Raw genomic sequence first — 15,051 nt, 5'->3', positions numbered from 1 at the left:
CCAGACTTGAACCAGTCGGGAATGCCAGCGTTGCCAGCTCCCCAAGCCCGTACAATTAATTGTGCGATTTGGCTTTTGCGAGTTTAGGCAACAGTTGGCATAGAAGGTGAAACTCTACAGCGGGAGAATGTCGCGAGTTTCGCGGTTTCAGGTTGTGGACTCGTAGCGCTGCCAACTCGCCCGCCGCTTGCCGCGATCCCTTTCGTCAATTCCCAATTGTACGATCGTCAGCATCAGCGCGTGAACGATCGCGGAAACTCAAGTCAATCTTTGGGCCAGCACACAGTCTTTCCGATCTCAGACAACGGTTTTAAAGAGGATAGTTTAGCTGCATGCAGGGAAATTTGAGTGAAATTGACATCCGCAGCATCCTGCAATTGATTGAGTTAGGTCAGCGCACCGGAGAACTGTTCGTAGAAGCCTACAGTTCCACCGCCAGCAACACGGGTACTCAACCCCCCCCGCGCTCCCTTGCAGGACAATCCTGGTATGTCTTCTGCTTCAACGGTCAGATTATTTACGCTACCCAGAGTGCGGGCAGTTTGTTGCGCTTGCGCGACTACCTGCGCCGCTACAAAGCAGACACAGCCCTCGACAAAATCCAAGTTCCTTATATGGCATCTACCAATGCCCCAGAATACGGCTATCTGTGGGCCCTGCTAGAAAACCACATCCTCACCCCAGCTCAAGGGCGCAACATCATCCACAGCATGGTTCACGAAACCCTGTTTGACTTGCTCAGCCTTCATCAAGGTTCCTTCACTTTTGAAATGGGGTCAGCATTAGCTCCTCAACTGACCAGCTTAGAAATTAGCCCCCTCCTAGCGAAGATTGTCAAACAGGTGCAGCAGTGGAAACAGTTTCACCCTCACATTCAGTCGCCAAACCAATGTCCGGTTATTTCAGATCCAACCGAGCTACGAGTCGCCCTCCCAGCCAGTACCTTTAATACTCTCAGGCGCTGGGCCGACGGTCACACTTCGATCCGCCAAATGGCACGCTACCTCAACAGAGATGTGCTGACTGTCGCTAAGGCGATTTACCCCTTCGTGCAGCAGGGATTGGTGCAAGTATTTTACGAGCCATCTGTTGCGCCGGCAAACGACAGAAGAGAATGGCCGCCGCATCCAGAAAACAAGGTTAAGAGAGTTGTCTGCATTGACGATGACAATGTGATTCGCAAAACAGTCGAGTCAATTTTAAACGAACACGGTTACGAAGCTACTGCCATCGGCAATCCCCTGCAAGCCCTGAGTTTGGTTTTTCAACTCAAACCCGATTTAATTCTGTGCGACATCGCCATGCCGGAACTCGACGGCTACGAAGTTTGCGCTATGCTCCGCAATTCTACCGCTTTCCGGCAAACGCCGATCGTCATGCTCACAGGCATCGACGGATTTATCGATCGCGTTAAAGCCCGCATGGCCGGAGCTACAGACTTCTACACCAAACCTTTTGGCGAAAGCGAATTATTAATGTTGGTAGAAAAATATGTGGGCCCAGGCTATCCTTCATCGAATCTATCAACAAGATTATTAGATCGCTCGCTCGAAGATGAACTCAAAGAAAAATAGACGTTGCTGATTTACGGTAAGGGTGCTGTTGGACTCGAAGTCGATGGAAGAAAGCAATAATCTTTTCACAGATCGCCTAAAAAAACCACTTGAATTAAACTGGATGAATCAATTGTCTGACAGGATGTATCAAAACGCTTTGATTAACCTCAAGGATGCTTTGACTCAGTATCGTTTTGGGCGATCGAGCGATTCAACTGTTGCCGATCGGCGAAACGGTCAATCCGGCGCGCTATATTTGTCAAATCGAAAAATTGTGTCCCATCCGAAAAACACAAGAATCGTCTCGCAAAAAGCCTGTAAAAAGCTAGCGAAAAACCTGCCCCACAAGGACGATCGCAGAAGTATAATTAAGATTGCCACACTTGGGACGTTCGACCTTGACGAACCTTTAAACTGTAGTTTGGTTTCCCAGACTTTTACCGTCAAAAAAAAAGCTGGTCGTTGGTTGGTTTCATTCTGCGATGCCGAAAGTTTACCATTCCCCAACCCCAAAAATCGGTAGGTAGGTATTAATGTAAGCGTTAAAACCTTCGTCACCGAAAACGCAATCGAAGAAAGCAAAGCCGAGGTGTCAAATAATGACGCTTTTGATGGAGAAAAATCGCTGTTTCCTTTGAACCAATTTGTCAGCCAATTAAGCCTAAAAAGCCAGATGTTCTCAAGCGGATTATCGCTCAAGCAAAGCATATCCTGAAAAATGCAGCAGCAGTTAATTCAACTCGGTGGGCATTATTTAATCGGCTGAAAGAAACTGGATTGCGTGTTTCAACTGGTTCTGGTGGATTAACCAAGTTTAATCGGACTCGACTGGGATTCCCTAAATCTAACTGGATTGATGCTGCTGGCGTCGGTCAAATAGAGTCTTTAGAAGTGGTGAATAATCGATCGCACCCTAAATTATTATTGAGAGCGCGCATTTATTGCCAAAAACGAGCAGCAGGATAGCCATTCACCCCTTGGCTGTGTCAAGCTTGGCATTGTCAAGTTTTGACCGTCGAAGTTTCCACAGTGCCTTCTCAAGGCGCTAAACGTTAAAAATTTGCTAGAAATGCAGGTGTCAGAATTATGATTAGTGGCAGCTCAGACTTTATATTACCAGGACAAAGCATAGATCAGGCTCCAGAATTCCAAGAACTGGAAACTCCCGAAGGCGAGCTGCACCTGCGGTTCTACGTTCCTTCGGGGAACGAGTTCGCACTGCCGGCGATCGGGATTAGAGAGGTATTATCTCCCTCCCCAGACCGCATGACACCTATCCCTAACGTTTCTTCTCTGCTTTTAGGTACGCTAAACATGAGAGGACGAGTGATTTGGGTGGCGGATCTCGGTCAGTTTTTGGGAGACCAAACACCTCTCAACACAGACAGACCCGAAATTCCCATCGTGGCTGTGGAAGACCAAGACACGATTTTGGGGCTCGCAGTCGATCGCATTGTGGGGATGGACTGGCTCGACGTAGAGCAACTGCACTCCCAAAACAATGCACCAGACGGCATGATTCCATTTCTGAGGGGAGAATGGATGTTAGGCCCACAAGCTCAAACAGTGCTGCGACTGCTAGATCAAGTGAAAATTCTGCGATCGGCGCGGTGGGCAGCGTGAAATCGATTTTAGATTGGCGATTGGCGATAGGGGTCTAATCATTAACAGTCACAGGACTTGAGGCGCGCATCTAAACATTCAAGATAAAAATCTAAAATCTAAAATCTAAAATCTAAAATCAAAAGAGGGCGGCAAATGGCAACAAGTACCAACTTTCAGCAGGACTACCAACGGGCAGAAGCGGCCTACATGGAGGGCAACTATTCAGAAGCTGCGGCCCTAGTTTATCAATTAGTAGAAGATTTTCCCGAAGACCCCAGCGCTCGCCTGCTGTGCGGACACATCTACTGCTACGGACTGCAACAGTACGAGGTAGCACGGGAACAGTACACGGTGGTGTTAGGTCTCAGCGACGACCCCAGTTTGGTCGAACACGCTCACAGCGGAATTACCTACACAGACCAATTTTTATCGGGAGAACTGCACACGGAAAATTTAGAGGCTTTGTCGGCTCAAACAGAATTGGAATTCTACCCAGACTTATCTGTTGATGAAGGCTTAGAAGACCCGGATCTGGGACTTTTTGGTGGAAATTCTGTCGCCGGGGAGCCCTATGTCGGTCAATTGGCAGACGACGACCTAGAAAACCTGGACTTGGCCGACTTGGGCATGAGCGGCTTGGAGTGGGAACCACAAGATGCCACGAGCAGGGACAATCAAGAAGATTTAACCTCGCATTCTCACCCCTTTGGTAGCGATAGCGGCGGGATGGCAGCTTATGCTGATGCGTCGGAGCCGCTAGACATGGATCGGTTTGCCGATTCTGATTTTGAAGACCCTTTTGCCTTGGATGAGGGAGCGTTTGATGCTGGTGACTTGTCTGGGGACAAAGCGTCTGCTAAAAGCGCACCTTATTCAGGAGATGCGTTTTCAGAAGCTCCGACTCAACTCAACGGTCAAGGTTTCGCTTCTTCAGAAATCGAGAATTCTTTTGACTCTAACGACATCGACTCCCGCACCGGGCCGTCGGACAATTTTAGCGAACCTTTTGGTGCGCTAGATTTGCCAGACGAACTCGACGATTTCTCTGACTACGACTACCAAACCCCGCCGACAAGCGGCTCGGATCTCGGTCAAAATCTACCTCCTTCGGCGACAGCGGCAGACCCCTTTGCCGATCCGATACCTTCGGGTTTCGGGTCTTCGGGAGCTCAAAACCAGCCGAATACTAACAACTCGGACTACTCGTCAAACTATTCGCTGGCGGAAGACGAAACGCTGCTGATGGGAGGTGCTGTCCCTAATTCTCACAGTCAAAGATCGAGCCAGGGACAATTTAATTCGGTCGATCGCTCTTCCTCTAACAACAACGGTTACGGCGACTCGGAACCCCCGGCATTTGGTTCGATCGACAGCTTCGAGTTAGACGCTTTTGATGACGACGCTTTCAGCGATGCTTTTTCTTTCGACGACAGCGAGCAAGCGACAGCTTTCGGGGCGGGCAACGCTCCCAACAGCGACTGGTCGTCAAAAACTGGGAATTCTCCAGAAAACAGCGACTTTTTAGACGAATTTGACGAGTTTGACGATTTGGGCAATTTGCCGGACTTTGACATCTCAGAAGATGCCAGCAGTTCGATGCTGACTCGAGGTAACACCAATTTTGGCAACTCGACGAGCGGCATGATCGGCTCGACGGGCAGCCTGGACTTTGACAACAGCGACGGCTCGGCAATTCGAGACGACGAGATGTTTACCATTTCTGGTCCTGTTGGTGCGTCGGTGTCGAGTTTTGCTGCGACAGAATCTGAAGCGCTGGATACTTCGGTGACTGTAGAACAGGGGGGATTGGCTTTCTTGGAAAATGCTCCTTTGTTTACAAAACAGTTGTACACGGCGATCGGGGCCGGACTGGTTTCTCTGGTAGCTGTGGCTTTCGTTACTAACATTGCTTCCTATCAAGCTCTGCGGCAAGACAAGCCGGAGGCGATCGTATACCTGCGACAAACAGGCTGGGTAATGACCGCAGCCGCAGGTATTACCAGCTTTTTAACTTCTTGGGGCATCGGCCAGTTGATCGCCAAGCAGGTGCGTAAATCCTCGGACAATTTGCAAGCTCAGTTCGATGCTGTATCTCAAGGAACTTTGGACGCTCGCGCTACGATTTATTCGGAGGATGAGTTTGGCAGAATGGCTGCTAAATTCAACCACATGGCGAAGGTGATCCAAACCACGATTAGCGATACCAGGCGCAAGTCTGACGAGCAGGAACAGGCAAAGGAAGATTTGCAGCGCCAGGTGATTCGCTTGCTAGATGACGTGGAAGGAGCGGCGCGGGGCGATTTGACTGTGACTGCGGAAGTGACGGCAGACGTTTTGGGCGCTGTTGCTGACTCGTTTAACTTGACGATTCAAAATTTGCGCGAAATTGTCCATCAAGTGAAGCAGGCGGCTCGCGAGGTCAGCAAGGGCGCTACGGATAGTGCCAAGTTTGCGGGCGATTTGTCTTCTGACGCGCTGCGGCAGGCTGAAGAACAGGCGGCGACGCTCAATTCGGTGCAAGTCCTCACCGACGCGATTCAGCGGGTTGCAGAGAGCGCTAGGGAGGCGGAAGAAGTGGCCCGGGGCGCGGCGGCGACGGCTCTCAAAGGTGGCGAGGCTGTAGAACGGACGGTGGCCGGGATTTTGGACATTCGAGAAACGGTTGCAGAAACCACGCGAAAAGTCAAGCGGTTGGCGGAAGCTTCTCAAGAAATTTCTAAGATTGTGGGTTTGATTGCGGCGATCGCCTCTCGGACGAATTTGTTGGCTCTCAACGCTAGTATTGAGGCGGCGAGAGCTGGGGAATCGGGTAGGGGTTTTGCGATCGTGGCGGATGAGGTGCGACAGTTGGCAGATCGATCGGCTAAGTCTTTGAAAGAAATTGAGCAGATCGTGATGCAAATTCAAAGTGAAACCGGCGCGGTAATGACGGCGATGGAAGAAGGGACGCAGCAGGTTATTGAGGGGACAAAGTTGGCCGAGCAGGCGAAGCGATCGCTTGAAGATATCATTCAAGTGACTAATCGAATTGACGTGTTAGTGCGATCGATTACAGCGGACACTGTAGAACAGAATGAAACAGCTCGCTCCGTCGCCAGTGTGATGCAGGCCGTGGAATTAACCGCTCAGGAAACATCCCAGGAAGCGCAGCGAGTTTCCGGTGCTTTGCAAAATTTGGTAGGCGTTGCTCGCGACCTTTTGACATCGGTGGAAAGGTTCCGAGTAGAAACGACAGAAAGACAATAATTGATTGTTTGATGCTTTTTTTACTTGCTAATTTATCAGCAGGTTTCTGCAGAAACAATGAAAGACAAAAAGTAACCTCGCAGCATTAAAAGCGCTGCGGGGATACCTATCCAGCACCTAAATAAACTAGGAGTTGTACAAATGGACGATACATAGTAGAGGTGATTACTGGCATATTTGGTGAAATTCAGCCGATGGGCTGTATTATCTCTACTCTTTCAAAAAATAGCAGGAGTTATACCGACAAAAGATATAAAATTGAGGGTGAAGAGAAACGTTTACAATACACCGTTTAGTATTAGCAAATAGCTTGGATCGTCCGACGATTAAAGCAGAATACTTTTTTCGCCATAGTGGTGATGTCCGTAACTGCATTAATTCTAATCATTTATGGAAAGTTTCTCGATTAGAAAAATCTCAAAATAGGTTTAAAAAAGGAAGGATTAAAGATGTAAGAAGCACATCTGCACCTCAACCTCAAAAACTACCGCGAGGCATAGAAATAATTCCTGGTATTCGGACTCAAATACAGCAAAATGGCTGCATGATTTGTATCTTGGGTGAAGTACCCACACCAACCGCTAGCCGGTATGGTGTATGTGTCCCAAGGGAGCATCTCAGTTTTGCAAAAAGCATTTTTTTTATTGTAGTGCGAGCACATCAAGAGCTCGCGTCTTGTACTCGCGAGCGGGGACGCTCGCACTATAAATGCAAAACTGAGATGCTCCCAGTAACGCTCTCTTGAGAGTTAACCTCTACTGTCGCTGGAGAAATCCTGCCTCAGCAAGTCGGCTCGTAGATTAAAGAATCTCCGTGCGTTTACGCCGGAGAGTGTCAATTAATCTAACAGAATATTTACGCAGTGTGCAGATATTTTCCGGTTGCGAAGCAAAATGGTCAACATCCCAACCTCGATCGACCAGGCTTTCATCCCACCCCAAATTGAAAATTATGAAGTGGGGATTCACGCGCCCGCTAGCTAAAATAGACCCAATACAATAACGATTAAAATCAGGAATAAAACTATGCTGCCAGAACAACAACAGAGGATAATGGGCTATTTTATTGAGGAGGCAAAAGACCATCTCAATACGATCGAACAAGGTTTGCTGAATCTGCAGGCGACGATCGAAGACCCAGAACTGGTTAACGAAGTATTTAGGGCCGCTCACTCTGTTAAGGGAGGTGCGGCAATGCTGGGGCTGACGAGCATTCAGCAAACATCTCACCGATTAGAGGATAGTTTTAAGGTTTTAAAAGAGTGCAGCGTTAAGGTAGACCAACAGCTAGAATCTCTGTTCCTGCGAATTTTTGATACGTTGCAAGGGTTGTTGGAGCAACTTTCGGGGCCTTTTGGGCTGACGGAAGAGATGGGCGAACAGATGGTTCGAGAGTTGGAGCCGGTGTTTGATGAACTCAACGGACATTTGGGGGGACTTGTCGGACACTCGGGACGGGATGTAGATCAGAGCAGTCCGCTGTCGTTACCTCAACCGGTTCTGGCTGGGATGGGGGCGGGGGCGTTTGGCTCAAAGAGGGGTATGGCGGGTTCGGGGGCGGTTTACGACTTTGATTCGACAGAAACAGAAGACAGTGCGCTGCATTTGGTGTTTGACTCGGATGTGCCCGCGAGGATGCGGGAAATGCTGCAGGAGTTCAAACAGCCGGAGGGGAATGAAAGCAGGCGGCAGCTCAAGAATATTTGTCGGAATTTGAGAATGGCGGGGGAGGAATTTGAGCTTCCCGGCTGGATCGAGTTGATGGCTGTGGTGTCTGAGGCGATCGCCAATCCAGAAAATACTTACCGGATTTTGGCTCCCACTGTGATTAAGGATATCAAACAAGCGCAGGAGTTGGTGCTTTCGGGATTGTCTGAGTCGATCGCGCCTAGCGAAAAACTTCTGTCGCTGATGCCCGAGGCTCGGGTTCCCGAAACCGATTTTGAGGATTTGCTGGCCTTCGCTCAACCGAGTAGTGCCGGCGGAAATTGGATCTCTGCTGAAGATGCCGCTTGGAAGCGGGCTGGGTTAGGCGATTCTGGTTCGGACGAACAATTACTACCGACGGTTTCTGGGTTGAATATAGATGAGTTGTTCGATCAATTGGATACTACCGAAGGCAATGATGTCAGTGAGGGTCGATCGCTGCAGTTCGATGATTTTCAAGGGTTCCTAGAGTCAGATATAGAGACTGATTCTTTGAGAATTTCTGCTCGCAGCGGCCCTGAAGTGGGGGTGGCGGAACTCAATACTTTGGCTGATTTGTTTAATGGCGAGTCTCCAGATCTTGAGGGTGCTTGGGAAGAAGAAGAAGATTTGGATTACGCGCACTCGAATGGGATCGCAGTAGAGGGACTGCTGGGGTCGGATGATGATGATGATGATGACAATTCGGGCGATTTTACTGATTTGTTGTTTGATGAACAGACTGTGGAAGATTTGGAAGTTGATAGCGAAAATCTGATGGACGATCTTAACAGTTTGTTTGGGGAAGATTTGATGTCGGCCGAGTCTGACGGTTCTGGAGTCGCTGCGGGTGAGGAAAATGCAGATTTGAGGCAGGGGCTGGCTTCCAAGCAGTTTGCCGCAAGTGGAGAAAGCGGTTTGGGTCAGCGGAAGCAGAGGGCCAAGAAAGCTGGGGCGCTGGCAGATGAGGATGCTTTGGGTACGTTTTTGGATGAGGTGGCTGCTCAATCTTCTCTGGATGTTACCGGGGACACTGATTTGGATGATTTGTTTGGTAATTTGGGTGTTTCGGAGGAGGCGGGCTTGGTTGCGATATCGAACAGGGATGCTTTTGATGCTGAGGTTTTTGATGCTGGGTCGATCGAGTCTGCTGTCGGCGGTGACGATGATTCGGGGAATGCTGAAACGTTTGGTCTAGTTTCTTCTCTGGATGATTTTGATGTTCTGGCTTCGGGGGCTTCGGATTCCGATTTGACAGATTTGTTGAGTATCAGTTCTGGTTATTTGGATTCTGAAGGTGAAGGTGGAGACAGTGAGGACGATCGATTTATGAGCAATGCAGCCGTACCGCAAAATGAAAACGTTGAGAGTGTTCTGGATCTAACTTCAAGTTCTGATTTAGATGTTTCTGAGGATGGAAATTGGCTGGAAGATGTTTTCGGTGTGGATGATGAATCTTTGCAGCCGGCAAGCTTAGATATGGGCGATACGGATTTGGATGCGCTGTTTGGTTCGATGGAGGAAGACTTGATTTCTGGGGACGATGATGATGGGCTCGATCGCTCTGCTGGTACGGTTACTTCCCAGGAGGCGGCGGATTTGGCAGATCTTTTTGGTTCGGTACCTACAGGTACTGAGTATGACGGGGAGGCTTCGGGGTTGGTTGGCGAAGAATTGCAGAGTTTAGATGAAGATGCAGAATTGCTGAGTGGGGATGGGGAAGCTTCCTCTAGTAATGGGGCGATCGAGTTTTTCGACGCTGCTGTGGCCCCGGACGATCGGGATTTGGCCGATTTGGCAGAGGTTGATTTTGAGGCGATGTCGGATAATTTCCCTCAAAATGTTTCAAGTTTCGAGCCTGATGGGGATAGCACTTTTGATTTGTTGGAGGATATGTTTGGCGAACAGCTTTTGAGCCCGGCGGATGCTGGTTTGTCCGTCGCAGATGAGGATGCTGCTTTAGATTTACAGGAGTTGTCGGCCGGGCCAGCAGATAGTTTGTTGGATGCTACGGATACAGATTTGTTTGCTCTACCTGAAACTTTCGCAGATGAAGAGTCTGGCGGTGGAGATGATTTGTTTGAGGCTCTGGAAAGGGATTTTGGGGGTACGGATTTTGAGCCTCTGTCGCCAGATTATGTCTCGGCTATGTTTGATGGCGATGATGATTTGCTGGCGGCTTTGGAAACAGGGGCGACTCTGAATACTCAGGAGTTGGAGGGTTTTGATGATTTGTTGGATTCGATCGATGCAGGGCCTTTGGTGACTTCGGAACTGACATCTGGGTTGTGGGATGCTGAGGACGAATCGGATCTTGTGGATGCCTCGGATTTGGAAGAGGGCTCGCTGGCGGACTTTTTTGGCGGCAATGAATCCGACGACGGTGAGGACGATGAAGACAATTTTGATGATTTAGAAGCGCTGTTGATTGCAGGGGGTGCTACGGCTGCGGCTTCAGCATCTGGGGGAAAAAATTTGAGTCCGGTCAACACGGAGGTTTTCTCAGATCTTGAGGAATTGCTCAGCGAGAGTGCAACACTTGCAGAAATTCCCGATTCCTTGGCAAGTTCTGGAAGTGTTGCTGCGTCCAATTCCCATCAAGCCAGCGATGACGAGTTTGGCGATTTGGAAAAATTGCTGCAAGATTCCAAGGACGGGGGCGGCCGCCAAGGGGAAGGCAATATTGTGCCGTCGGCGATTAACAGACCCAGACGTACTGCTCGGGCTGGTGGGTTCGGCGACCACACGATGCGGGTGCCGGTGAAGCAACTGGACAACCTCAGCAATTTGATGGGGGAACTGGTGGTCAACCGCAACAGTTTGGAGCAGGATCAAGAACGGATGCGGCAGTTTTTGGACAATTTGCTGCACCAGGTGACGCTGCTGAGCGATGTGAGCCAGCGGACTCAGGATTTCTACGAGCGGAGTCTTTTGGAGATTGCTTTGCTAGCAAACCGTCAGGGACACCGAGCTTCCTCGTCGCCTTGGCGCTCGGAGGAGGTTACTAACCACCGGGAAGGTGCCTGGAAACCGGAGGAAATGGACAGGTTTACTCCTTTCCACAGTTTGGCTCAGGAGATTATTGAGCTGATCGTGCGGGTGCGGGAGTCGGCGGCGGATATTGAGTTTTTGGTGGATGAGGCGGATCAGGTGACTCGCCAATTGCGACAAGTCACGACTCAGTTGCAAGAAGGTTTGACTCGGGCCCGGATGAAGCCGTTTGCTGAGACGACGGACAGGTTGTTCCGGGCGGTGCGGGAAATTGCGATTAAGTGCGGTAAGCAAGCTCAGTTGCAGGTTGAGGGTAAGGATATTTTGATCGACAAGATGATTGTAGATCAGCTTTATGACCCGATGACTCATTTGGTGAACAATGCGATTACTCACGGGATTGAGCCGCCGGAGGTGCGTTTGGCGGCGGGGAAACCGGGGATGGGCAGGATTACGATTCGGGCTTTTCACCAAGGAAATCAAACGGTGATTTCGGTTTCTGATGATGGGGCGGGAATTGACCCGCAAAAGGTGAAGGCTAAGGCGATTAAGCAGGGTTTGTTGACGGCTGCTCAGGCTCAGAGAATGTCGCGCTCGGAGGTGTACGATTTGCTGTTTATGCCTGGTTTTAGCACTCAGGAACAGGCGACGGAGTATGCCGGCCGCGGGGTTGGGATGGATGTGGTGCGGACTTCTTTGCAGGAGATTCGAGGGGTTGTGGCGATCGATTCGACGATCGGCAAGGGAACTGTATTCACCATCCGTTTACCTCTGGTGTTGAGTATTTCTAAGGCTCTGACTTGCATTAGCGATCGGGCTCGGATTGCTTTTCCGATGGATGGGGTGGAGGACATGATCGATGTGCCTCGGGATCAGGTGACGACGGGGGCGGATGGTTTACCCTGCATTGAGTGGCGGGGTTCGATTTTGCCGTTCCGGCCGCTGCGGGATTTGCTAGCTTACAACCGCCATTTGGGCCGGGGCAGTGTTTACGGGTTTAATACTGACGATGACATGATTTCGGTGATCGTGCTGCGGTCGGGTGGCAATTTCTTGGCGGTGCAGGTGGATCAGGTTTCAACTGAACAGGAAATTGTGATCAAGCAGTTGGAGGGGCCTGTGCCGAAGCCGATCGGGATTGCGGGTGCTACGGTACTTGGTGATGGTCGGATTGTGGCAATTGCCGATGTTCTGGAGCTGATCGATTTGGCTACCGGCAGGCTGCAGAAGGAAGCTGGCGGTACGCTTTGGGATGAGAGCGATCGGGCGGCTGCGGAGGCGGAGGTTGAGAAGACTGAGCCTACTGTGCTGATTGTGGATGATTCGATTACGGTGCGATCGCTCTTGTCGATTACTTTTGAGAAAGCCGGCTACCGGGTTGAGGAGGCTCGCGACGGTAAGGAGGCTTGGGAAAAGATGAAGTCTGGCCTGCCTTGCGATATCGTGTTTTGCGATATTGAGATGCCGCGCATGGACGGTTTGGAGCTGCTTTCTCGGATGCAGAAGGATACGGTTTTGTGCGAATTGCCGATCGCGATGTTAACTTCTCGCGGTGCTGACAGACACCGCCAAATGGCTTACGGTTTGGGCGCGAAGGGCTATTTCACCAAGCCTTATTTGGAGGAACAGTTGCTTGATGCTGCTTCTCGGATGTTGAAGGGTGAGGTTGTTGGTGCTCCGGCTATGGCTTAGGCGGTTGATGTTTGAAAATATATGAGTCCTGTGGGGGCTAAACTCTCACAGGACTTATATTACATCCGGTCAATTACCAGCAATCAAACCAATTTTATTGTCGATCGCCCGCGATCTCGATCGCACTGCACAATGCTACGACGATCAATGTGCCAGTTTTGTAGAAATCCTCGAAGTTATCACAGTTTTGGGCAGAGAATTTGAAACTGCTGTAAATAGAGCTGCTACGCATTTAAATTGAATCTAGAGACTGGCATCCTGCCCGTTCCACAATAATTGTAGAAAAATCGACTGTCAAATTAGATGCACAACAGCTTAGACATTAGTTATGGCTAGATTTCTTTAATATCAAGCTTATTAGTTTATAAAGTTCCCGTCATTACCATAGGCCCCGCAGGATTTTTAAGTAAGGGCGATGCTTCAACCGTAACAACTAATGGTGTTACTTCCGCATTAGCCGGCAGAGAAAGTTTGACAAAAACTGTTCCTGCTTCATTAGTATTAAATTGCTCCCAAGCTATTTTATTATTATTATTAACTGACCATAACTGATAAAACTGACCCTTTGGTAAAACCGGAAGGTTCCTTAAGATTAAAACAGCTTTGGGTTCACCCGGTGTGATTACAATACTTCCAGAAGCGGCAGATGCGTCAGCCATGCCTTTGAGGGAAACTAGACGAGTATTAGGCTGTTGCAGCATTGCAATCACATCTTTTTGTCGCATTACCTGAGCTTCAAGCGTTGTGATTTCTTGCCTGAGTCGGTAGTTTTCCACACCAACGGCCAACGCCAATAATGCCGCTATGCTACCAAGAACGCGACTCCATTGTAGAGGTGAGTGCTTCAGTTTTTTCTGGGGTAATGAGTTAGGAGATCCAGAAACATGAGGATTTGGTACTGCAATGCTAGCCGCCGAGGCAGATTCCAAAATGGCGGAATAAAGGTGTGGTGGCGGTGCGATATCAGGTAGGGCGTAGGGCATAACTTCCAGGACTTCCTGCAGGCTAGCTACCTCTGTAGCTAGTTCAGGATTTTCTTTCATCACTCGCCTTAATTCCTCAGCTTCTGAGGAGCTGAGGTTGCCAAGTACATAACCTGCCATCAATTCTTCTGAGCGATCGGGAAATAAAGGCTCTGTCATAGGTGCAACTAGCCAATTAAATTTTTTAAGTTTTTTCTTAAGTTCAATAAACCTTGCCGAGACCAAGTTTTAATTGTTCCCAGCGGTATACTAAGTTTAGCTGCAATTTCTGATTGACTCAGACCCTCATAGTAAGCCATTTCTAACACCTGTCGCTGTTGTTCTGGAAGTTGAGTTAAGGCATCGCGAACACAGTGGGAGCGGTCACTTAAAGAAGCTGACTCGAAAGGGGTGAGAGGGGGAATTTCAGTAGCCATCATCTGACTCCATCGCTGGAGAAATTTTAAGTTAGTGCTGCGAGAACGAAGTTTATCAATTGCCCGCGAGCGAGTCATAGTTGTCAAAAAGCTGCTCATAGAGCCGCGATTCGGATTGTATGCGCCCCTATTCCAGAGAGTTAGAAATATCTCTTGGGTTAAGTCTTCTGCCTCTTGAGGATTGCTGAGAATTCTCAGCGCCAATCTGTAGACTAAGCTGCCATAGCGGTTATAGAGAATGCCCAAAGCAGAGGGTTGACCAACACTCATCAACTGAAATAACTCAGCGTCAGTCTGTTTGTCAGGGTTGTCCGCGCTTGTTTCGGCAGAGTTCAAATCCATAGGTGTTTTGTAGAACAGACCTAAACCGATAATTTTAAGTTGACTCTGGTTATTGCAGCAAGCGCGTCTCTAAAAATAATCGGGCATCATCTTCTTAAATACGACCACCAGAGCTGATTGGATGTATACAAGCTGAGTATCTTGACCTCCCTCACAACAAATTTAGGATATTGACAATCCAATCACAGGAGTAATCCGTACTATAAGAGGAACCACGGCTAGCTATTACCTGCTGACTGCTCAAATCAAAATTCATCAGATTTGGAAGAAAAATATGAACCGGAAAGTGCTTTATTTGATTGTTGGTCTGACTCTAACGGCTAGTCTGTATGCCTGCTCTTCTACTCCTAGCGCTTCCCCTGATGCTATGAAGAGTCCTGATGCTATGAAGAGTCCCGATGCCATGAAGAGTCCTGATGCTATGAAGAGTCCCGATGCTATGAAGAGTCCCGATGCCATGAAGAGTCCCGATGCTATGAAGAGTCCCGATGCTATGAAAAAATAGCCTCCACCAAAGACATCACCGACTTTTACC

General features: G+C 49.2%; 9 protein-coding genes and 1 pseudogene. 7 read left to right on the top strand and 3 right to left on the bottom strand.

Going from position 1 to position 15,051, the window contains the following annotated elements:
* Window positions 1–332: 332 nt before the first annotated feature.
* The 6 genes and pseudogenes from QUA01_RS00115 (at window position 333) to QUA01_RS00090 (ending at window position 12,775) form a co-directional block, all read left to right on the top strand.
* Window positions 333–1,574, top strand: coding sequence for a response regulator (locus QUA01_RS00115; RefSeq protein WP_333088458.1), 1,242 nt, complete (start codon window positions 333–335; stop codon window positions 1,572–1,574).
* Window positions 1,575–1,677: 103 nt separating this feature from the next.
* Window positions 1,678–2,079, top strand: a complete 402-nt coding sequence (locus tag QUA01_RS00110; protein ID WP_333088456.1) for a hypothetical protein — start codon at window positions 1,678–1,680, stop codon at window positions 2,077–2,079.
* A gap of 140 nt (window positions 2,080–2,219) precedes the next feature.
* Window positions 2,220–2,462 (top strand): annotated as a pseudogene (locus QUA01_RS00105) (RNA-guided endonuclease IscB); the annotation flags it as partial.
* A 183-nt stretch (window positions 2,463–2,645) separates the two neighbouring features.
* Complete coding sequence (locus tag QUA01_RS00100) at window positions 2,646–3,179, top strand: chemotaxis protein CheW (protein WP_333088822.1); 534 nt, start codon at window positions 2,646–2,648, stop codon at window positions 3,177–3,179.
* A gap of 135 nt (window positions 3,180–3,314) precedes the next feature.
* Window positions 3,315–6,407: a methyl-accepting chemotaxis protein gene (locus tag QUA01_RS00095; protein WP_333088453.1), complete on the top strand. Its 3,093-nt coding sequence runs from the start codon at window positions 3,315–3,317 to the stop codon at window positions 6,405–6,407.
* 1,025 nt (window positions 6,408–7,432) lie between these two features.
* A complete protein-coding gene (locus QUA01_RS00090) occupies window positions 7,433–12,775 on the top strand; it encodes a hybrid sensor histidine kinase/response regulator (RefSeq protein ID WP_333088452.1) in 5,343 nt (1,780 codons plus the stop codon).
* A 94-nt stretch (window positions 12,776–12,869) separates the two neighbouring features.
* Here QUA01_RS00090 and QUA01_RS00085 read toward each other — a convergent pair whose 3' ends face one another.
* From QUA01_RS00085 to QUA01_RS00075, 3 genes are all read right to left on the bottom strand, one after another.
* Complete coding sequence (locus QUA01_RS00085) at window positions 12,870–13,007, bottom strand: hypothetical protein (RefSeq protein ID WP_333088450.1); 138 nt, start codon at window positions 13,005–13,007, stop codon at window positions 12,870–12,872.
* 130 nt (window positions 13,008–13,137) lie between these two features.
* Window positions 13,138–13,917 carry an anti-sigma factor gene (locus QUA01_RS00080; protein WP_333088449.1) on the bottom strand — a complete coding sequence of 260 codons (780 nt, stop codon included), beginning with the start codon at window positions 13,915–13,917 and terminating at the stop codon, window positions 13,138–13,140.
* An 8-nt stretch (window positions 13,918–13,925) separates the two neighbouring features.
* Complete coding sequence (locus QUA01_RS00075; protein ID WP_333088448.1) at window positions 13,926–14,516, bottom strand: sigma-70 family RNA polymerase sigma factor; 591 nt, start codon at window positions 14,514–14,516, stop codon at window positions 13,926–13,928.
* 274 nt (window positions 14,517–14,790) lie between these two features.
* Here QUA01_RS00075 and QUA01_RS00070 point away from each other — a divergent pair, with 274 nt between their 5' ends.
* Window positions 14,791–15,021, top strand: coding sequence for a hypothetical protein (locus tag QUA01_RS00070; protein ID WP_333088447.1), 231 nt, complete (start codon window positions 14,791–14,793; stop codon window positions 15,019–15,021).
* Window positions 15,022–15,051: the final 30 nt, after the last annotated feature.

The organism is Microcoleus sp. S36a_B3 (assembly GCF_036700745.1).
Taxonomy (GTDB): Bacteria; Cyanobacteriota; Cyanobacteriia; order Cyanobacteriales; family Microcoleaceae; genus Microcoleus.
The sequence above is the reverse complement of the archived record's forward strand: the minus strand, read 5'-3'. Positions and strand labels throughout refer to the sequence as shown.